17 protein-coding genes are annotated in these 19,409 nt (G+C 63.0%); 6 read left to right on the top strand and 11 right to left on the bottom strand.

The features are described 5' to 3' along the window. Positions 1-71: 71 nt before the first annotated feature. The 4 genes from lpxL (at position 72) to S7S_RS02290 (ending at position 3,791) form a co-directional block, all read left to right on the top strand. Entirely contained in the window at positions 72-1,019 is a 948-nt protein-coding gene (gene lpxL, locus S7S_RS02305) for an LpxL/LpxP family Kdo(2)-lipid IV(A) lauroyl/palmitoleoyl acyltransferase (protein ID WP_008739338.1), read from the top strand. A gap of 17 nt (positions 1,020-1,036) precedes the next feature. Then, positions 1,037-2,254: an O-antigen ligase family protein gene (locus S7S_RS02300; RefSeq protein ID WP_008739339.1), complete on the top strand. Its 1,218-nt coding sequence runs from the start codon at positions 1,037-1,039 to the stop codon at positions 2,252-2,254. Next, positions 2,251-3,018, top strand: coding sequence for a glycosyltransferase family 32 protein (locus S7S_RS02295; protein WP_144401569.1), 768 nt, complete (start codon positions 2,251-2,253; stop codon positions 3,016-3,018). Before S7S_RS02300 ends, S7S_RS02295 begins: the two co-directional genes overlap by 4 nt. Before the next feature lie 305 nt (positions 3,019-3,323). After that, on the top strand, positions 3,324-3,791 hold the full coding sequence (locus S7S_RS02290) for an LpxL/LpxP family acyltransferase (RefSeq protein WP_008739341.1): 468 nt from the start codon (positions 3,324-3,326) through the stop codon (positions 3,789-3,791). Between the two features lie 69 nt (positions 3,792-3,860). On the opposite strand, the gene S7S_RS19065 is transcribed toward S7S_RS02290, so the two are convergent. Then, on the bottom strand, positions 3,861-4,976 hold the full coding sequence (locus S7S_RS19065) for a glycosyltransferase (RefSeq protein ID WP_082027607.1): 1,116 nt from the start codon (positions 4,974-4,976) through the stop codon (positions 3,861-3,863). Between the two features lie 300 nt (positions 4,977-5,276). Here S7S_RS19065 and S7S_RS02280 point away from each other — a divergent pair, with 300 nt between their 5' ends. Then, positions 5,277-6,032 carry a lipopolysaccharide kinase InaA family protein gene (locus S7S_RS02280; RefSeq protein WP_238582926.1) on the top strand — a complete coding sequence of 252 codons (756 nt, stop codon included), beginning with the start codon at positions 5,277-5,279 and terminating at the stop codon, positions 6,030-6,032. Here the strand turns inward: S7S_RS02280 and S7S_RS02275 are convergent. The 10 genes from S7S_RS02275 to tfpB all read right to left on the bottom strand — a co-directional run bounded on the left by S7S_RS02275 (position 6,027) and on the right by tfpB (position 18,526). Then, the gene (locus S7S_RS02275) at positions 6,027-6,743 is read right to left on the bottom strand and encodes a BUD32 family EKC/KEOPS complex subunit (RefSeq protein WP_008739344.1); all 717 of its coding nucleotides are present in this window, start codon (positions 6,741-6,743) and stop codon (positions 6,027-6,029) included. The two genes, S7S_RS02280 and S7S_RS02275, sit on opposite strands and share 6 nt — an antisense overlap. Next, positions 6,740-7,882 carry a capsular polysaccharide export protein, LipB/KpsS family gene (locus tag S7S_RS02270; RefSeq protein WP_008739346.1) on the bottom strand — a complete coding sequence of 381 codons (1,143 nt, stop codon included), beginning with the start codon at positions 7,880-7,882 and terminating at the stop codon, positions 6,740-6,742. The genes S7S_RS02275 and S7S_RS02270 overlap by 4 nt, the downstream gene beginning before the upstream one ends. A 23-nt stretch (positions 7,883-7,905) precedes the next feature. Next, entirely contained in the window at positions 7,906-8,709 is an 804-nt protein-coding gene (locus tag S7S_RS18705) for a lipopolysaccharide kinase InaA family protein (RefSeq protein WP_008739348.1), read from the bottom strand. Then, a complete protein-coding gene (gene rfaP / locus S7S_RS02260; RefSeq protein ID WP_008739376.1) occupies positions 8,700-9,521 on the bottom strand; it encodes a lipopolysaccharide core heptose(I) kinase RfaP in 822 nt (273 codons plus the stop codon). Before rfaP ends, S7S_RS18705 begins: the two co-directional genes overlap by 10 nt. Further along, positions 9,521-10,630, bottom strand: a complete 1,110-nt coding sequence (locus S7S_RS02255; protein ID WP_008739382.1) for a glycosyltransferase family 4 protein — start codon at positions 10,628-10,630, stop codon at positions 9,521-9,523. The genes rfaP and S7S_RS02255 overlap by 1 nt, the downstream gene beginning before the upstream one ends. Then, the gene (gene waaC, locus S7S_RS02250) at positions 10,627-11,667 is read right to left on the bottom strand and encodes a lipopolysaccharide heptosyltransferase I (protein WP_008739384.1); all 1,041 of its coding nucleotides are present in this window, start codon (positions 11,665-11,667) and stop codon (positions 10,627-10,629) included. Before waaC ends, S7S_RS02255 begins: the two co-directional genes overlap by 4 nt. Positions 11,668-11,676: 9 nt before the next feature. Beyond that, positions 11,677-12,714 carry a lipopolysaccharide heptosyltransferase II gene (waaF, locus tag S7S_RS02245; protein ID WP_008739386.1) on the bottom strand — a complete coding sequence of 346 codons (1,038 nt, stop codon included), beginning with the start codon at positions 12,712-12,714 and terminating at the stop codon, positions 11,677-11,679. A gap of 55 nt (positions 12,715-12,769) precedes the next feature. Continuing rightward, positions 12,770-13,693 (bottom strand): branched-chain amino acid transaminase, encoded by a 924-nt coding sequence (locus tag S7S_RS02240; RefSeq protein ID WP_008739389.1) that lies wholly within the window; start codon positions 13,691-13,693, stop codon positions 12,770-12,772. A gap of 60 nt (positions 13,694-13,753) precedes the next feature. After that, positions 13,754-16,651 carry a bifunctional [glutamate--ammonia ligase]-adenylyl-L-tyrosine phosphorylase/[glutamate--ammonia-ligase] adenylyltransferase gene (gene glnE, locus S7S_RS02235; RefSeq protein ID WP_008739390.1) on the bottom strand — a complete coding sequence of 966 codons (2,898 nt, stop codon included), beginning with the start codon at positions 16,649-16,651 and terminating at the stop codon, positions 13,754-13,756. Positions 16,652-16,723: 72 nt separating this feature from the next. Continuing rightward, positions 16,724-18,526 (bottom strand): type IV pilus assembly ATPase TfpB, encoded by a 1,803-nt coding sequence (gene tfpB / locus S7S_RS02230; protein WP_008739391.1) that lies wholly within the window; start codon positions 18,524-18,526, stop codon positions 16,724-16,726. Positions 18,527-18,719: 193 nt separating this feature from the next. Between tfpB and S7S_RS02225 the strand changes: the two genes are divergently transcribed. After that, positions 18,720-19,400, top strand: coding sequence for a TIGR00153 family protein (locus S7S_RS02225; protein WP_008739392.1), 681 nt, complete (start codon positions 18,720-18,722; stop codon positions 19,398-19,400). The last annotated feature ends 9 nt before the right edge of the window (positions 19,401-19,409 follow it).

Raw genomic sequence — 19,409 nt, 5'->3', positions numbered from 1 at the left:
ACCACAGGGCCGCTGGCAGGCACCGGATGGGGCCAGTAAACTGACGCGCTTTAAACGCCGGAGCCCGATCCGTGGGAAAACGTCGCAAACGCACCGCCCCGCTATATCACCCGGTCTGGTGGCCGACCTGGGTGCTGGTAGGGCTGGTCTGGTTACTGGGGCAATTGCCCTGGGGCCTGCTGCTGGCGCTTGGGCGCGGCCTGGGCTGGCTGGCCTGGCGGCTGCGCACGGAACGGCGCCGGGTGGTAGAGACCAACCTGGCACTCTGCTTCCCCGACATGCCCGAGGCAGAGCGCGCCGCCCTGACCCGTGCCACCCTGCTCTCCACCGGTGAAGCCATGACCGAAATTGCCGGCGCCTATACCAGCCTGCATTTCAATGCCCGCGCCCGGCTTGAACTGCAGGGCTTCGAGCACGTCGAAGCCGCCCGGGCCAGCGGACGGGGCATCCTGCTCGTGGGCATGCACTTCAATACCATCGATATCGGCGCGCGCCTGCTCGGCGAGGGCGCCGGTGTGCGCTTCAGCGTGGTCTACCGTCCGAATGACAACGCCGTGCTCGACTGGCTGATCCGCCACGGTCGCAGCCAGTACACCGAACATTATTTCGACCGCTCCGACATGCGCGGCGTAGTCCGTCACCTGCGTAACGGCGGCATGTGCTGGTATGCCCCCGATCAGGATTACGGCACCCAGCAGGCCGTGTTCGCCACTTTCTTCGGCGTACCCGCCTCCACCATTACCGGCACCGCACGGATCGCCCGCATGAGCCGGGCGACAGTGATCCCGATCAGTCACTACCGGCTGCCCGGCGGCCACTACCGGATCACGTTTGATCCTCCCCTGGCAGACTTTCCGTCGGGGGATGATGTGGCGGATGCGACCAGGGTGAACCAGGCGGTGGAAACCGCCGTGCTGCGGGCTCCGGAGCAGTATTTGTGGGTGCATCGGCGGTTCAAGCATCAGGCGGATGGGCGTAGAATATATCGCTCCCGTCGCAAAACGCCTTTTAAGCAATAACATCAAGGACGACTTCAATGTTCGCAAAAAGCGTGCAGCCTGCTCGCTGCCAAGGCTTTCTTTTGATTGGCGTCTGCATATATTTCGGGCTGCTGCCTTTCCTGAACAGTTCCGGCAAAGCAATTGCCCTGTTTGAGACTCTGTGCCTTCTGCCCCTGGTAGCATGGCTCTTTATTGCGAGAAAGACCGCTTTCATCCAGTTCCTGATTTCTCCGTTAACCCTGTGCTTCACCCTCTACGTTCTCTATAGCGCAATCAGCCAAATGTGGGGCCCTGACCTTATTCATTACGACACCCGCGAGTTCATCAGGTTCAGCATTTATTCTTTTATAGGCTTCCTTGCTATCGCCGCGGTCATTGGCGAAGCCAGTGAAGAGCAGTTAAAAAAAGCGGCAGTGTTTGTCATAGGCATCTCCACACTGGCGGCTCTTTGGGCTTTATCAGACCGCTATATCGTTTTTGCCTACCCACTGACCGCGAGATTGCATTTCACGGGTCGGATAGAAAGCGCCATTCATGGGCTGTATTTCTTTGCGCCGGCCACTCTGCTCAGCATCATACTGATTGTTCGCAGAGCCAGTTTGCTGCCCATACTACCGCTGGCCATTTTCGCCCTCTGCTTTTTCATGTCGCAAAGCAGAGGCCCCATGCTGGCACTGTTCGTCGCCGCTGCCCTGATCGTATCCCTTCATACATTCAGAAACGGCCTCAGCAAGCCACTGCTGTTCACCACTGCCTGCCTGGCTTTGCTTGTCGCCGTGAGCGCCATTATCTGGGGAGGCAACCGGGGCACTTCGCTACGCCCCGAGCTCTGGGCTCTTGCCTTCGAAGGATTCCTGCGCCATCCGATTATTGGAAATGGCAACGACATGATGAATGTCCTGATCCCCAACAGGGGCCTGGGGCTGCACGCCCATAACATATGGATGTCCCATCTGTATTGGGGCGGCCTGCTCGGCGTGATGCTGTTCGCCTTGCCACAAATCATGGCCATTCGCAATCTGCTCAAGGCACGCCACCACATTCTGAATGAATTGACGCTGGCACTCTTTATATACAGCCTGATCGCGCTCCTGACTTACGGTAATGTGGTAGTAGCCCCGCCTGGGGGTATATGGTTTGCATTTATAGTGCCCATGGGTATGGCTGGCGGGGTGCTCTACAAAGCAATTGCCGCCCGGGCAGCGGCACGCTGCGACAGCAACCATAAAACCGCAGGGAAGAGTGACTTGTGAGCGCACACCGCATTCCTAAACTGGCGCATTACATATGGATAGGCAACGCACCAATGCCAGCGCTGGTGCGACGTTGCATCGCCTCATTCGAGCGACATTTGCCTGACTACCAGCTTGTACTCTGGGGCAACGAGCAATGCGAAAGCATCATCTCTCAGTACCCCTTTGCCAGGCAGGCGTTTGACGCCGGCATCTATGCGTTTGCCAGCGATGTTGTCCGACTTCATATCCTCAAGGATCAGGGCGGCATCTATCTCGATAGCGATCTGGAACTTTTTGGCACGCTGACGCCCTTTCTGAAACACAGCTTTTTTTCCGGATTTCAGGACCCTTCGAATGTTGCCACAGCCATTATGGGTTCGGAAAAAAATGGAGAGATTGTCTCGACACTGCTTGAACAGTATGCCACACGGCATTTTTTGAACACGAAGGGCGACCCGGATCTCACCACAATTACCCGACACCTGACGTCACTGCTTGTCCGGAAAGGGTTATGCCTTGAAGATCGCGACCAGGTATTCTCGGATAACGTGGGCATTTACCGCAGAGAGGTATTTTGCCCTTACCACCCCAGGCACGGCGGCACCCAGACTCAGAACACTGTCTCCATACACCATTACAATGGAAGCTGGACCAAACACCGGAAAAGCCTGAAGCAGCGCCAGAGGAAGGGCCGGCAAACGCGCCGGATGGCTTTTCTGTTGATCAGCCTCGTGGCCCTGCTGGCCATCGCATGGCTGCTCATGGGCACCTCCGGCAACTAGAGACGAACACCAGGCGCTTCATCTCCAACGCCTCCCCGGCAGGCTTCCACTCGGGGGCAATCCCCCTTATTACAATTCGGACGAACCGGACAATGCCGAAAGCCGCCGTGCAGACGCCAGGACACCATGTGCAGACAGAGCTTTGTTTCACTTCTGCTGGGACTGGCACACCGTCAGCAGTATGCCTCACAAGCGGCAGCACCCCGCCCCTCCCGTTGCCCCGTGCTCTCACGGCTTGAACTGCATGGTTTCGAACATGTCGAGGCGGCCCGCGCCGCCGGGCGCGGGGCGTCCTGCTGGTCGACATGCACTTCAATACCATTGGCATCGGCACCCGCCTGCTCAGCGAAGGCGCCTGCTTCAGTGTAGTCTACCGTCCGAATGACAGCACCGTGCTTGAGCTGATCCGCTACCTGCGTAACGGGGACATGTGCTGGTACACACTGGACCAGGACTACGGCACCCAGCAGGCCGTGTTCGCCCCCTTCTTCGGCGTACCCGCTTTCACCGTTACAACCACCACACGGATCGCTCGCATAAGCCGAGCGACAATAACCCCGATCAGTCACTATCGCTTGCTAGGTGGTCGTTACCGGATCACGTTCGATCCGCCTCTGGCGGACTTTCTGTCGGGAGATGACCCGGCTGATGCGACGCGCGGCAATCAGGCTGTGGGAACTGCGGTGTTGCTGGCGCCGGAGCAGTATTTGTGGATGCATCAGCGGTTCAAGCATCAGGCAGATGGAAGCATGCCCTATCCTTCCGAAAGCTGATGAGAACTCCTCAATATAATGCACAGAATTGAAGCCACCACAGTCGTTGCTCGCGACCAAAACAACACTTTACTTCAATTCCAAATAACGCCTCATGGACGCCTGGATATCCAGAACTTCTTTTAGGTTTACAGAAACCGGTTTGACATATAGCGAATACTCGATCTTCTCTCTCAACTCCTCATAGTTACCTGGCTTAAAAAAACAATGCGTATCGCCCTCCAATAATTCAGCAAGCCCTCCTACTCCTGTACAAATTACCGGCACACCAATACAAGCAGCCTCAAGAACAGCCAGACCGAACCCTTCACTCCACGAGGCACTCACAAATAACTTCGCCTTGGCCACTATAGGAAGGGGGTTACGCAAGTAGCCCAAAAACAACACTCTCTCTTGAACACCTAGAGAGTGAGCCAAATCGACAAGGAACGCATTCTCACCTCCCCCCCCAACAATGACCAGTTTCAAGTCCGTATCTCTTATGCCAGAAAAAGCCTTGATCAGAACATCAAAACCCTTAACCCCCTCCAGCCGCCCCACGGAAACAATATACCTTCCCTCAATCACATCCGCAGCCTCGGAAGCACGAACCCGCAATGCATCAACATCTATGCCGTTATGAATTACTTCTATCGCCTTTTTCTTTTCACCGAAAATATTATGAAAATCTTTTCTAACGGACTCCGAAACAGCCACCATTCTAGCTCTTTTAAAAAAAGCATCGGCGATCACCTTCTGCACCAGCCTCACCACATAGTTACCCCCCGAGAGCATCTTTCCTGGCATCTCATGGAGCACCGATATTGCTGACACCGATGGCATACCGCCAACCTTGATTATTGTTTTAAACCCATGAAGTATCACAACATCACCAGAAGAATATCCAACATCTTCCAAACAGCAACTCAAAATATCCATATTCTTTTTAACAAGAAAAACATTTCCCATATTCCTAATAAAAGGCCTAAATATGGCATAAAGAACCCTAAACAATATTGAAGCTTTTGAGTCCTTCATCGACAGAGAAACCACACGGCACCCCGGATTCAGATCCCCCGTACCGTGCAAAGCAATAATGCAAGGCTTAAACCCCATGGAATTAAGCGCTTTTGCTTGATCCATAATGACAGTGGCCAACCCGCCCACTGCAAAACTATTAGTAACCAAAAAAACTTTTTCCATCATCTCAACCGTTTATCAATCAAAGAAATCGCGCCGACTAGAGCACTAAGTTTTCACCACACTTCCAACATATTACAGATCCAGCATCCTCGGGAGATACAAACCAGACCATTTTCACGCCTCAACCGCGCAATTCGATTCAAGGAGTTGTTACATTACGACGAAGAAATACTGTATTATCCTTTCGGAATACCATTTTATTCATGACTTTAATGTGACAGATTGATGCCGTATCCTATCCATTTCACCCACTTAGACACATCCGATCGAGGAACAATCCTGCTCGACAAGTTGGAAGCGCTCTTGGGCGACCGCGCTGGCTGGAAGGTGGTAAAGGACAACGCGCGCAACCTGATCTGCTATCACCCGGCGGACCGCCTTTATTTCAAGAGTTTCGACCACAGCAGCGCCGGCGAAACACTGAAGCGCGCCCTGCGCGGCAGCCGCGCCCGCCGCACCCTGCTCGGCACCCGCCTGCTGCAGGAAGCCGGCTGCCTGGCGCCCGATGTGGTCGCCTGCGGCACCTTGCTGCACCAGGATTTCGTGGTCATGGAGGACCTGGACGGGCCGCAATTGCTGAACGCACTGCACAGCTATCTGCAGGAGCCCGAACGGCGCGCCTGGCGTCGGCAGCTGTATCGGGCACTGGGGCAGACCATCGGCACCCTGCACGCGGCACGTATTGCCCACGGTGACCTGCGGCCAAACAACGTCATTATCCATCCCGGCAAGGACGGTTACCGGCTGGGGCTGATCGACAATGAACGCACCCGTCGGCCGGTGCGATTCCGGCGCGAGCAATTGCGCAATCTCAAGCAGATCATGCTGCTGGACGAGCGCTATATCACTGCCGCCGAGCGCCGCACGTTCTTTGCCGCCTACTTCAGCCGTTTTCCGCAGGGACATCGGTTGCAGCGCAGTCGTGCGGCCCGGCGCGCCATACAGCGTACGGTTATCGATGAAGTGCGGGCGCATTTCAGCCGGCGCGCGCCGGTCAGCGGGACGCCGATCCCGGCAGAAGGCTGGCAGGCGCTGGCCGGGCTCCAGCCAGCGTCATGATGCGTCGACCACCCGCTGTATATCCGCCAGCACCACATCACTGATCCCCGCCCCTTCGCCATAGCCAGCCCAGAATGCCTGCATGCCGGCGTCATCCAGCACCAGGCCACTGCGACGGTTGCGGAACCAGGCCCGCTGTAATGAACGTGTCGCGCGGCGGGCACGCCAGCCGGCACGCCCCAGCGGTTTTTCCCGGTCCAACAGCACCAGTTGTCCTGCGTCATCCACCAGCACATCCTTGGCACGCAGCGCGTCATACCCGCCGACCTGATGCAGGGCGCCAGCCAGGGCACCGTAGGCATGCGCCAGCAACAGGCGCGCGGAGGCATCGGCGTGGTTGAGGCGATGTTCCAGGCTGTCCGCATCCAGCGCGGCGCTGAGCAGCACACCGGCCACGGGCCGTCCCCAGCGCCAGGCCGTGCCTGCCGCCAGCACCTCGATCACGGCAAAACCATGCGTTTTCAGCTGCTGCAGATTGCGGGCTTCCAGTTCCGGCAGGGAACACCAATACCCCCCGCGCAGGAAGCGGGCCATCAGCCGCGCAAGAGGTTCCGCTGGCGCCTGTTTTCGGAAGAACAGCTGGCCTTCCTGATGCAGGCGTATCACCTGCACCGCCCCCGGCTTGCCGGAAATGACGTCGCCTGGCGCCTGCAGCAGCCGCGCCACCTGTTCGTCCCCGAGCGCCCCCGGCACGCTCAGGCGCCAGTTCATGGCAGCTCTCCGCGCAGGATGTCATCCAGGCGCTGGCGCATGCGTACCGGGTGCTGGTCATTCCAGTGCTTGATGCGCCCCGGCACCAGATAGCGTTCGTGCAGCCAGGCAACGAAATGCCGTACCAGCCCGGGATCAAACGGCGCCTGCCCCGGTGCGCTGACCACTTCGCGCAGTTGCGCCACGTTGTCGGCATGGGAGACCAGGCCGTCGATGTTGTAGAAGGCGTTGCCGAGCGTCAGTACCGGACGGCCGAGCAGCAACGCTTCGATGCCCACGGTGGAGTTGATGGTGATTACCAACGCGGCGTGTTCGATCAATGCCTGTGTGTCGTTGGCATTGGCAAACAGGATGCGCGGATGACGGTCATGCAGCGCCCGGTAGTCACGTTTCGAGGTCGGGTGTTCTTTCACCACGAACACATGATCCGGCGGCAGCGCCTCGACACTTTGCAGCAGGGCGTCATAGAGCGCTTCCATGTCGCGCAGCCAGGGGGAGTGGATCAGTATCTGGGTGTCGTCGTAGACCTGGAACGGCACGAACACATAGTGCGCTGGCAACGTGATGGGGTCGCCCACCGGTTTGCGCGGCGGGCGCCGCACCAGCTTGTCGGTGACAGGCTCGCCACTCGGCTGGTAGGCCCGGTAAAACGCCGGATCGCGAGGCACCTCGCTGTCGAAGTTCACACCGCGTGCGTCCAGTGCCATGGTGTCGGGCAGGCAGCCCAGCTCAAGGAACATCGTCTGGATGCCCTGCTCCTTGATCCAGGCGGTGACCACACGCTGTTTGTAGTGCGCGCCATTGAGCATGAACAGCGCGTCCGGCCGCGCCTGACGCACATCGCGCATGGCGCCGGCCAGGCAGAACGCCGCACGCAGCATCAGGCCGAAGCGGAACAGCACCCCGCCGCTGCCCGCATTGACGCGCCCCTTGTCGACGCGAAAGCGCAACCAGCTGGCCCACTGCGCGCGCCGTTGCCACAGCCAGCGCAGCGCAGGCGCCAACGGCGCACGGCCCGGATGCTTGGCCTGCAGGATCACGCCCTCGACGGCCATCGCCCCGGCCAGCCGGGTGAAGTAGGCGGCCTGGTTGCGGCTCATGGCCAGGAACAGGATGCGGGGCGTATCAGGGGCTGCCATGCTTTGGTCCTCAAGCGTGGCTGTCACAGGGACGAGCCGTATTTCTGTCGATGCCGGGTGGCCAGCTTGTTGTAGGACGGCGTGATCGCACGCCAGACCCGCGCCGCCTCGACACCACGCTGGCGAGCGTAGTCCGCCACCAGCCTGTCGATGGCCGCTTCAGGCACACCGAATTCCCGCGCACTGATCAGGAAACGCGCCAGGTCACGGCCGTAACCCGGCCAGCGCGCGACACGCGGGCGCGACATGCCATCCAGATCGGTCAGCACCAGTTGCCCGCCGGCCCCCAGCATCAGGTTCGGCCATTTCATGTCGCCATGCACGAAGCCGCCGCCGTGCAGCCGCGCGAACAGCATCGCCGCCTGCGCGAATACCGCCGCCACGCCACCCAGGCTCTGCCACTGGTCCGTTTCCCAGGCTTCGCGCAGATTGCGCGCCGGTATCAGCGCCTGGCATACGAACCAGGAACGGGCGCCGCCAGCGTCGCGCTGGGTGACGGCCGCTGCCGGGACCGGCACCGGTACGTCCAGCTCGGCCAGCATCAGGGACAGCCGCAGCATGCGCACGCCGCGATGCATGCCGCACAATGCCAGCAAGCGATGCAGCTGTCCGCGCGGGGTGTACTGCTTGACGAACCAGAGCCGGCCATCGCGGTCACGCAGCAGGCGTGCATCCACTTTGCCGGAGTGCTTGAGGTGCTTATCGGCATCGGCGAACCACTGGCCAGGCGCCTGCCCGGCCAGCAGGGCCTGGACCGGCGCCTGCTGCAACAGGTGGATGCGTACGCCGGGCGACACATCACGCGCGGCGGGCAAGGTCACAGCCACGGCGGTGGCTCCCGTTTCATGTCTTTGCGATAGAGTTTTTCGGCACGTTGTTTGACCGCCAGCCAGAAGGCCCGGTCGCGGCCAAGGGCGGTCTTCAGCGGCACGCCGGCATAGGCGCGCAGGCAACGCAGCCAGTCACGGCGCGACAGGCCAATGTCCATTGCCGAATAAGCCAGCCCGGCGACGTCCTTGACCTGCCAGCGGCGCGGCACACGGTCGCGTATCTGCGCGCGGTGCAGGTCGATCAGGTGGCAACGCACGTCGCTGTCGATCGTGGCCTGCGCCAGCGTGTCCGGGTACAGCAGGAAATGGCACAGATAGCAGTCGCGATGATTGATGCCGGCTTCGTGCATGGTGCGCACCATGCCGGTGACCACGCGCATCAGGCGGCGGCGCTCGTGCAATGCCGGCGGCCGGGTTGGCCAGTCGCGGCAATAGTCTTCCAGGCTGACGCTGTCAGCCAGATCATCGGTGATCAGGAAGCTTTCCCTGCGCGCAGGGTTGATGCCCCGCTCACCGAACGCCGCCGGCGTCAGGGTGTCCACGCCCAGCGCCGCCAGACGCAGCGAGGCTTCGTATTCGTTGCGGGCACCCAGCACTGGCGCGCGCGCCTGGAGCAGATTCTTGAGCACCTCGCCCCAGCCGATGCCGGCATGGTACTTCAGAAAATAGCGGCGCCCGCCGAGACTGAAGCGCAGTGTGCGGCGGCCTTCCTTGTGGCGAAAGGTCTCACCGGTCAGCGCGGCGGCTTCCGCAAACGCGTCTTTGCCGGCCCAGGCCTGTTGAAAGTCCTCGCGCAGATACAGCGCCATCAGCTCCGTTCCTCCAGCAGGTCGACCACGGTGTCCGGCAGGCGATACAGATCCTGCTCCCGGCCGTAGCGTACACCCGCCGCCGACCAGCTCCCCGGCACGGTGGCGAGCATGCGCGCGAACGCCGCGTTCAGCGCGGACTGTTCGAACGGCGAGGCGATCACTTCGCCCGCGCCCGCCTCCAGCACGTAGCGGGCATAGCCGCAGGTGTCGGTGGTCAATACCGGCAGGCCGGCCACCGTGGCTTCCAGCAGCACCATGCCGGCGGACTCCCGGTACGCAGGGTGCAGCAGCAGGTCTGCGGCCTGCAGCAACGCGGACACATCGTCGCGGGCGCCTTCGGCACGCACGCGACCACGGATACGCTCGCGATCGGCGGCCGGCAATGCTGCCAGGTACGGTGCGGGATCATCGTTGCCCACGATCAGAAGCCGGGTTCGCGCCAAAGTGTCGTCCGGCAGGCTGGCCAGCGCCGCGAGTGCCCGGTCCAGGCCCTTGACGCGGAAACCGGAGCCCAGAAACAGCACGCCTTGTTCGTCATCGCGCAGGCCCAGCGCGGCGCGGGTCAGCGCCCGTATCCGGTCAGCGTTATCGGGGCGGCGGCGGTCCGGTTCAATGCCCGGTGGCAGCACGGTGAAGCGCTCCGCCGGCAAGTCATAGTGCTGCTGGTATTGCTGGCGCTGGTGATCGTTGAGGAACAGGAAGAAGGCGTCCCGCACCACCTGCTGCTCCAGCGACAGAAAGGTGCGATAGCGCGGCAGCCAGCGAACCAGCGCGGGCTTGCCGGCCAGATGCTCGGCAAAGCAACTGTCTGCGGCGAAGTAGACATCCAGCCCCGGCAGCCGGTTGAAGCCGAGCACGACATCGGCCGGCTCATGCGCCAGGGCGTCGGTGAGCGCCCGCGCGAAGCTGGCCATGCGGGCGTGGTTGCCAGCGCCTTTGACAGGCAGCTGGCGCACCACCAGGCCCGGCAGGGTGTCACCGTCCCAGTCAGTGACATAACAGGTCACCTGGTGCCCGCGCGCCAGTGCCGCCCGGGCGATGCGCAGGCAATCACGCTGCAGGCCGCCGTAGGGGAAGTAGTGATAGAGACAGAACGCGAACTTCATCCTGCGGCCTCCACGCTGGCATCCAGCAATGCCAGCCAGACGGTTTCCGGCGGCAGGCTGCTGAAACAGGGCGGCGTCACGTCCTGGCCCAGCTCGCCGCGATAGGTGCAGCGCTCCTGCACACAGGGCGCGCAGGGAAACCGTGCGGACAGTGAGCGGGCCCGCAGGCCGAGCACGCCGGTCAGGGCGGGATCGGTCGGGCCATACAGCCCCACCCCGGTCATGCCGGCAGCGGCCGCCAGATGCGCCAGGCCCGTGTCCACGGCGACAAAGGCATCCCAGCGCAGAAAGGCATCGGTCAGCGCGGACAGCGACATGGCCGGCAGCACCTCGCAACCGGCCAGACCCTCAGCAATGCGTTCGGCACGTTCGCGCTCGACATCGTTGCCCCAGGGCAAATGCACCTGATGCCCGGCACGGCAGGCACGCTCGGCCAGCAGGCGCCAGAAATCTTCCGGATAGTGTTTGGTCGGCCAGGTGGTGCCGTGGCAGAACACGATCTCCGCCGGCTGTGTCAGCGGGCACGGTGCAGCCGGACGTGGCAGGCCGTAATCCGGCGCGCTCGTCGGCAGGTCATAGCCAAGCGCCCTGGCAAACAGTTCGCGCACACGGGCAATGGCGTGCTGCCCGCGCGCCACAGGCAACGGGTGGTCCAGCACCCGCGCAGAGAGGCCCTCACGGGCAGAATTCCGGTCCAGGCCAAAGCGCGGTGGCTGCGCAAGCCGGGTTACGAAGGCGCTTTTCACCAGCCCCTGCGCATCGATCACCGCGTCATAGCCGGGTGCGCTCACCTGTTCGCGGAACGCGCGCCATTCCCCCGTGCGGCGGGCACGCCAGGGATGCTTGCGCCAGCGGCGCAGGGCGCAGGGGATGACCTTGTCCACGGCGGGGTGCCGCGCGGCAATATCGGCGAAGGCTTCTTCCACCACCCAGTCAAAGCGGATACCCGGCAGCGCGCGTGCCGCGTCGGTCAGTGCCGGCAGAGTGTGGATGACGTCGCCCATGGACGAGGTCTTGATCAGCAGCACGCGCGTCATGGCGTCGCCTTATGCCCGCACACGGCCCAGCGCCGCGATCACCTGATCCGGGCCGAGCTGGCGCAGGCAGTTGAGGTGCCCCAGCGGGCACTCGCGTTTGAAACAGGGACTGCAGTCCAGCCCCAGCCGCACCGTTTCCACCTGGCCGTGCAGTGGCGGGGTGAAATCCGGCGAGGTGGAGCCGTACACCGCCACCAGCGGCCGGTGCAACGCGGCGGCGATGTGCATCAGCCCCGAGTCGTTGCTGATCACGGCGTTGGCCAGCGCCAGCAGGTCCACCGCTTCCGGCAGCGCGGTTTCGCCCGCCAGTAGATGCAGGCGCCAGCGAAGTTTTTCCGGGATGGCGTCACGGATCAGCTCGGCCACTTCGCGGTCTTTCGGCGAACCGAAAATCCACACCTGCCAGCCCTGTTCGAGCTGGTGGCGCGCCACCTCGGCGTAATACTGCTCCGGCCAGCGCTTGGACGGGCCGAACTCGGCCCCCGGACACAGCGCAAGAATCGGCAGCGCCTGGTTCAGCCCCATGTTCTGCAGGGTGCGGTCCGCGTTGCTGGTATCCACCCGCAGGTGCGGCGGTGCGATATCCGCCAGCGCCGGCACCGGCGCCCCGGCCGGATGCGCCAGCGCGACAAAGCGCTGCACCATCAGCGGGTAACGCTGCTTGTCCAGGGTGCGCACATCATTGAGCAGGCCGTAGCGCATCTCACCGCGCCAGCCGGTGCGCACCGGGATGCGCGCCCAGAACGGCAACAGGGCGGACTTGAAGGAGTTCGGCAGCACGATGGCCTGGTCGTATTCGCCGGCCAGGCCGCGCCCGAGTTCGCGCCGCTCACGCAGGCGCAGGTCGCCGTGCCCGAAGGGCAGGCTCAGTGCCTGACGCACTTCCGGCATGCGCGCCAGCAGCGCCCGGCACCAGTCCGGCGCGAGCACGTCGATCAGGCAATCGGGATGCTGCGCACGCAGCGCGGAGAACAGGGTCTGCGCCATCACCATGTCACCAACCCAGGACGGGCCGATAACGAGGATGCGGCGGGGGGCTTCTGACATCGGGTGCTCCGTCGGGCCGCTCCCCGGCGTCAGCAGGCGCCGGGGAGCGGGAGCATCATTTGGCCAGTGTCAGCCACTCGGCGTACTGCGGCACCTTGCCGCGTACCAGATCGAAATAGATCGCCTGCAGCTTCTCGGTCACCGGGCCACGACGACCTTCGCCGATGATACGGCCATCCAGTTCACGGATCGGGGTGATCTCGGCGGCGGTGCCGGTGAAGAAGGCCTCGTCGGCGATGTACACCTCGTCGCGGGTGATGCGTTTTTCACGGACTTCATAGCCCTGGTCAGCCGCCAGCGTGAACAGCGTCTTGCGGGTGATGCCGTCCAGGCAGGAGGTCAGGTCCGGGGTATAGATCACACCGTCGCGAACAATGAAGATGTTCTCGCCGCTGCCCTCGGCCACATAGCCTTCCGGGTCCAGCAGCAGCGCTTCGTCGGCACCGCCGGACAGGGCTTCGCTCAGCGACAGCATCGAGTTGATGTAATTGCCGTTCGCCTTCGCCTTGCACATGGCGATATTGACGTGGTGGCGCGTATAGGAGCTGGTGCGCACCTTGATGCCCAGCTCCAGTGCTTCCGGCGACATGTAGGCCGGCCATTCCCAGGCCGCCACGACCAGATGCACCTGCAGGTTCGAGGCGCGCAGGCCCATGCCTTCGCTGCCGTAGAACGCCATCGGGCGCAGGTAGGCGTGCGGCAGCTTGTTCTCCCGCACCACATCAACCTGGGCCTGGTTCACCTGCTCTTTGGTGAACGGGATTTTCATCTGCATGATATGCGCGCTGCGGAACAGACGATCGGTGTGTTCCTGCAACCGGAAAATGGCCGGGCCGTCTGCCGTTTCGTAGGCGCGCACGCCCTCGAACACGCCCATGCCATAGTGCAGGGTGTGTGTCAGCACATGTACCCTGGCTTCGCGCCAGGGCACCATTTCACCGTCCAGCCAGATAAAACCATCACGATCAGCCATCGACATGGCGTTTGTTCTCCCAAGGAAAAATTGAGACCCAGAACCGTCGCCCGGCAAGGGAGCCGGTCACTCTGTTTGTGCACCACCCTGTGCAGCACCCTGAAACCACTTGCTCCAGATAGCCCGCACGCCTTCGCGCAGCTCGGCGTAGCCGGCGGCGTCCACTTCCGATTTCTCGTTGCGAAGTGCCAATCGATGAGCCGCGGAACGGTAGGCGAGATACGCCTCCCGCAGAAGGCCGGCATCTTGGGCCGGCATCAGTTCCAGTACTGCCAGTGTTTCCAGTAGCCGCACATTATCGGTGAACCGGGTCAGTTCGCCATGCTGTGAAGCCCATCTCAGGACCCCGTATTGCACCATAAATTCGATATCAACGATACCACCCGGGTCCTGCTTGAGACTGAACTGGCCGCTCTTGGCGCTGCTGCCGAGGTGCTCGACCATGCGCTCGCGCATGGCCAGCACATCCGTGCGCAAGGCGGCCTCATTACGGCCCCGGCAGAGGATATCGTGGCGAATGGCGGCGAAGCGCTGCCCGGCCCGCTGGCAACCGGCCACCACCCGGGCACGCACCAGCGCCTGATGCTCCCAGGTCCAGGCCTTTTCGCGCTGGTATTTCTCGAACGCCACCATGGAGCTGACCAGCAGGCCGGCGGCCCCGGACGGCCGCAGCCGCGCGTCCACCTCGTACAGCTGGCCGCTCATGGTGCGCGTGGTAAGGATATGGATGATGCGCTGGCCCAGGCGGGCGAAGAACTGTTCGTTGCTGACCGGCTTGTCGCCGTCGGTCATGCCGTCGGCGGCCGCGTCATGCAGGAACACCAGATCCAGATCGGAGTTGTAGCCCAGCTCGATGCCGCCAAGCTTGCCGTAACCGACGATGATGAAATCCGGTGTGCACGGCTGGCCGTCATCCCGGTGCGGGCGCCCATGCCGTTCCACCAGTGGCGTCCAGGCCAGTTGCACTACCTGGTGCAGGATCGCCTCGGCCAGCCAGGTCAGGTAGTCACTGACGCGCATCAGCGGCAGCACCTCGGTCACTTCCGAGGCGGCCACGCGCAACAGGTGCGCCTGCTTGAAATGCCGCAGCACTTCCATCTGCTGTTCGAGATCGTCTTCCGCCACGCGCAGCAGTTGCTGGCGCAGCTCGTCGTCCAGTTCGCTGCGCTGGGGCGGCGAATACAGGGTGCGGGCGTCGAGCAGTTCGTCCAGCAGCACCGGGTGGCGGGTCAGCTGCTCGGCGATCCACGGGCTGGCCCCGGACAGCTTCACCAGTTGCGTCAGCGCGTGCGGGTTTTCCACCAGCAAGGCGATGTATGCGGAGCGGCGCAGCACGGCTTCCAGAAATGCCAGCACGCGCTGGGTGGTAATCGGGCCGCCCTGTTGATAGCCGAGGTTTTCCAGCAGGCGCGGCATCAGCCGGTCGAGGCGCTCGCGGGCGATGCGCTGCATGTTGGCGACGGCACGGCTTTCACGGAAGGCATCAAGCTGCGCCAGAATCGGTGCCGGCTCGTCAATGCCCAGCCCGCCCAGCAGGCCGGCAGCGGTTTCCTCGTCCACCAGGCCGAGCCAGACATCCAGCAGCTCGCGGTCGGCGCCTTCGACCTCCTGATGGTCCGTTTCCGGGTCGGCGATCACCTGGCTGAAATGGAAACGCACCCGGTCACGATGCCGGGACAACGCCCGTTCGCAACTGCGACGATCCCGGTACCCCATCGCCAGCGCCAGCCGCAGCCAGTCATCGTCGCTTTCCGGCAGCCGCTGGGTCTGCCGATCGGCCACGGCCTGCAGGCGGTGCTCCATATTGCGCAGGAACAGATACGCCTCGCGCAACTCTTCCGCCACATCATCCGGCAGCAGCTCCTGCTCCACCAGTTGCGGCAGCACGCGCAGCAGATTCGAGACACGCAGCGCCGGCAACTGGCCGCCGCGAATCAGCTGGAACGCCTGCACGATAAATTCCACTTCACGGATACCGCCGGGGCCAAGTTTCACATCGGCCTGGATACCCTTGCGGCGCACTTCGCGCTCGATCAGCGCCTTCATTTCGCGCAGTGATTCGAACGCGCCGTAATCGATGTAACGGCGGTACACGAACGGCTTCAGGCGCTTGACCATACGCTCACCGGCGGCAAGGTCACCCGCCACCGGGCGGATCTTGATCAGCGCGTACCGCTCCCATTCGCGGCCCTGCTCCTCGTAATACCCTTCCATGGCATCGAAGCCCACCGCCAGCGCACCGGCGCCGCCCCAGGGGCGCAGCCGCATGTCGACGCGGAACACAAAGCCGTCGGCGGTATTCTGGTCCAGCGCCTTGATCAGCTGCTGGCCGAGCCGCACGAAAAACTGGTGGTAGGACATCTCACGACGATGGCCTTCAATTTCGCCTTCATGTTCGTAGGCAAAGATCAGGTCGATATCCGAGGACAGGTTCAGTTCGCGCGCACCCAGCTTGCCCATGGCGAACACCACCATGCGCACCGGCGTGCCGCCGGGGCTCAACGGCGTCCCTTCGCGTTCGCACAGCGCGACGTAGAGTTTTTCCAGCGCGGCATTGATCAGCGTGTCCGCCAGCAACGACAGGTCGGCCACGGTGCTGTGGTAATCCCCCAGCCCGCTGAGGTCGCGCCAGATGATGCGCACCATGTGCCGGTGGCGCAGCTGCCGCAGGGCGGCGAACAGCGCCGCGTCATCGGCGGCGTCACGCAATGCGGCAGCCACTTCCTCGCGCAGGCTGCTGGCGTCCAGCCGCTGCGCCAGGTTGCCCGAATGCACCAGCCATTCCGCCAGCATGGGGGTGCGGATCATGCGCTCGGCCACATAGTCCGAGCCGGCCCAGACCTTCGGCAGCGTGGCGGCCAGCGACGGCGGCAACTCGCCGCCGGCTTCGACAAAACGCGTCCAGTGCCGGCGCAGGGCGTCGGCCAGGGTCTCTGGCAGGGATGTGAAATCGGGGATTGTCATGCGGCGCTATTGTCTGCGGGTGCGGCGCGGAATGCCAGAGGGCGTGCCTCGGGCTACGCGCTGCGAGCGGGATCAGCCGAGCAGGACATCCTGCATGGGCGTGACGCGCAGGACTTCCTCGACGGTGGTGAGGCCCAGGGCGACTTTGCGGGCGCCGCTGATGCGCAGGGGCTTCATGCCGCTCTTGAGCGCTTCGCGGGTGATGGTTTCCAGGTCGCCGCCACGGCTGATCACGCCCTTGAGGCTGCTGGTCAGCGGCATCGTCTCGTACACGCCCATGCGGCCCAGGTAGCCGGTGCCACGGCATTCCAGGCAGCCCACCGGGCGGTACACCTGCGCCGGCATCTTCAGCTTGAACGGCCGGCACAGCTCTTCCCAGGCGGCCGGTTCCACCGGCATGGCCTCTTTGCAGTGCGGGCACAGGGTGCGCACCAGCCGCTGCGCCATGACGCCGTTGACGGTGGCGGTGACCAGATACGGCGGCACACCCAGGTCGATCAGGCGGGTCACGGAGCTGGGCGCATCGTTGGTGTGCAGCGTGGAGAGCACCAGATGGCCGGTCAGCGCCGCCTGGATCGCCATGTCGGCGGTGGGCAGGTCGCGGATCTCGCCAATCATGATGATGTCCGGGTCCTGCCGCAGCAGCGCCTTCACGCCCTGGGCGAAGCCGACATCGATATTGGCCTGCACCTGCATCTGGTTGAAACTCGGCTCCACCATCTCGATCGGGTCCTCGATGGTGCAGACGTTCACCTCCGGCGTGGACAGTTGCTTGAGGGTGGAATACAGGGTGGTGGTCTTGCCCGAGCCGGTGGGGCCGGTGACAAACACGATGCCGTTGTTGTTGCCGGTCATGCGCTGCCAGATCTCGTAGTCCTCTTTCGAGAACCCGAGCTGGTCGAAGCTGCGCACCAGCACGTCCGGGTCGAAGATCCGCATCACCATCTTTTCGCCGAAGGCGGTGGGCAGGGTGGAAATACGCAGTTCCACTTCGGCGCCGTCCGGCGTCTTGGTCTTCAGGCGGCCGTCCTGCGGCTTGCGCTTCTCGGCCACGTTCAGGCGGGTGAGGATCTTCAAGCGGCTGGTGACGGCGGCCATGATCGCCGCCGGCAATTCGTACACGTCATGCAGCACGCCATCGATGCGGAAGCGCATGCGCCCGGTATCGCGGCGCGGCTCCAGGTGAATGTCGCTGGCGCGCTGGGCGAAGGCGTATTGCAGTATCCAGTCGACGATATTGACGATGTGCTGGTCGTCGGCGTCCGGCGTGCCGCCCTGCCCCAGTTCCAGCAGCTGCTCGAAGTTGGTCACCGTGCCCAGGTTCTGGCCGCTGACGTCGCGGGCGCCGGCAATCGAGCGGGACAGGTTGTAGAACTCGATGCGGTAGCGGCGCAGTTGTTCGGGGTTGGCGAACACCACTTCCAGTTCACGCTCGCGCAGCACCTGGGCCAGATGCTCTTCCCAGGCCCGCTGGAACGGCTGGTCGCAGGCCACGGTGACGCGATCGCGGCCCACTTCCACGGCGAGGATGCCGTGCCGCTCGGCAAAGGCGTAGGACATCAGCGCGGTGATCGGGTCCACTTTCGCCTTCAGCGGGTCGATGTGGAACACCGGCAAACCGGCCCGATCCGCCAGCCAGTGGCTCAGCCAGTCGATGTCCAGCACCCGCCCTTTTTGCTGCTGGTCCTCCAGCCGGTACTTGGCAACGATCTGCAGCGGGTGCCAGTTGAGTTCTTTCTTTTCGCGCGGGGTGGTGGAGATGACGTTGTAGTCGCCCTGGGTGACATGCCCGGCCTCGAGCAGTTCGCGCATGACCCAGCGCACATCGATTTCCAGGCCGGCCAGGGCCTGCGGGCTGCGAACATTGGCTGTCACGGGCGTTCTCTCCTCCGATGATCCCTGCTGTCGCCCCAGACGGACTGCGACATTCTTCTTATCCGGCAACTGTACCCGGCCTCAGGCTGCCCGTCATCGCCCCCGCAGGGAGTGATGTCACAAAGGTGAAATATCCGGTGGCTGCCCCTATACTCGCGCCCGCACCCCTCCCTATGTGACGGAGAGCCACATCATGTCCCTGGGCAGCTCTATAGCCGGCCTGTTCGGCCGTTCACCCATCAAGCCTCTACAGAAACACTACGAGACCGTGCAGCAGTGCGTGAGCGAGCTGGATGCCTTCTTTCAGGCCGCCATCGACAACGACTGGGAGCGCGGCAATGCATTGCAGCAACAGATCACCCGGCTGGAAAACGAAGCCGACGAGATGAAGAAGCAGTTCCGGCTCAACCTGCCGAACAGCCTGTTCCTGCCGATGCCGCGTACCGACCTGCTGGAGCTGATCAGCATCCAGGACCGGGTCGCCAACAAGGCCAAGGACATCGCCGGCCTGATGCTCGGCCGCCGCATGACCCTGCCCGCCCCGCTGGCCCCGCAGATGCTGGCCTACGTACAGCGCGCCATCGACACCTCCGCGCAGGCCCTGAAGGCCATCAACGAGCTGGACGAGCTGCTGGAAACCGGCTTCGGCGGCCCGGAAGTGCGCATGATCGAGGACATGATCGAAGAGCTGGACAACCTCGAGCGTGAGACCGACCGCCAGCAGATCGAGATCCGCGCCATTCTCTATGGCCTGGAAAAAGACTGGCCGCCGGTGGATGTGATCTTCCTCTACAAGATCATTGAGTGGGTCGGCGACCTGGCCGACCGCGCGCATAAAGTCGGTGGCCAGTTGCACCGCCTCGTGGCCAGTTAGGAGCGTCGT

It is taken from the genome of Isoalcanivorax pacificus W11-5, assembly GCF_000299335.2.
Taxonomy (GTDB): Bacteria; Pseudomonadota; Gammaproteobacteria; order Pseudomonadales; family Alcanivoracaceae; genus Isoalcanivorax; species Isoalcanivorax pacificus.
Note: the sequence above shows the minus strand (reverse complement) of the source record. Positions and strands in the feature narration are given on the sequence as shown.

Excerpts from the sequence above, each read along its gene's own strand:
- S7S_RS02300 (WP_008739339.1), top strand. The coding sequence starts at position 1,037 with ATGTTCGCAAAAAGCGTGCAGCCTGCTCGCTGCCAAGGCTTTCTTTTG.
- S7S_RS02290 (WP_008739341.1), top strand. The coding sequence starts at position 3,324 with ATGCACTTCAATACCATTGGCATCGGCACCCGCCTGCTCAGCGAAGGC.
- S7S_RS19065 (WP_082027607.1), bottom strand. The coding sequence starts at position 4,976 with ATGATGGAAAAAGTTTTTTTGGTTACTAATAGTTTTGCAGTGGGCGGG.
- S7S_RS02275 (WP_008739344.1), bottom strand. The coding sequence starts at position 6,743 with ATGAACTGGCGCCTGAGCGTGCCGGGGGCGCTCGGGGACGAACAGGTG.
- S7S_RS02270 (WP_008739346.1), bottom strand. The coding sequence starts at position 7,882 with ATGGCAGCCCCTGATACGCCCCGCATCCTGTTCCTGGCCATGAGCCGC.
- rfaP (WP_008739376.1), bottom strand. The coding sequence starts at position 9,521 with ATGGCGCTGTATCTGCGCGAGGACTTTCAACAGGCCTGGGCCGGCAAA.
- S7S_RS02255 (WP_008739382.1), bottom strand. The coding sequence starts at position 10,630 with ATGAAGTTCGCGTTCTGTCTCTATCACTACTTCCCCTACGGCGGCCTG.
- waaC (WP_008739384.1), bottom strand. The coding sequence starts at position 11,667 with ATGACGCGCGTGCTGCTGATCAAGACCTCGTCCATGGGCGACGTCATC.
- waaF (WP_008739386.1), bottom strand. The coding sequence starts at position 12,714 with ATGTCAGAAGCCCCCCGCCGCATCCTCGTTATCGGCCCGTCCTGGGTT.
- S7S_RS02240 (WP_008739389.1), bottom strand. The coding sequence starts at position 13,693 with ATGTCGATGGCTGATCGTGATGGTTTTATCTGGCTGGACGGTGAAATG.
- glnE (WP_008739390.1), bottom strand. The coding sequence starts at position 16,651 with ATGACAATCCCCGATTTCACATCCCTGCCAGAGACCCTGGCCGACGCC.
- S7S_RS02225 (WP_008739392.1), top strand. The coding sequence starts at position 18,720 with ATGTCCCTGGGCAGCTCTATAGCCGGCCTGTTCGGCCGTTCACCCATC.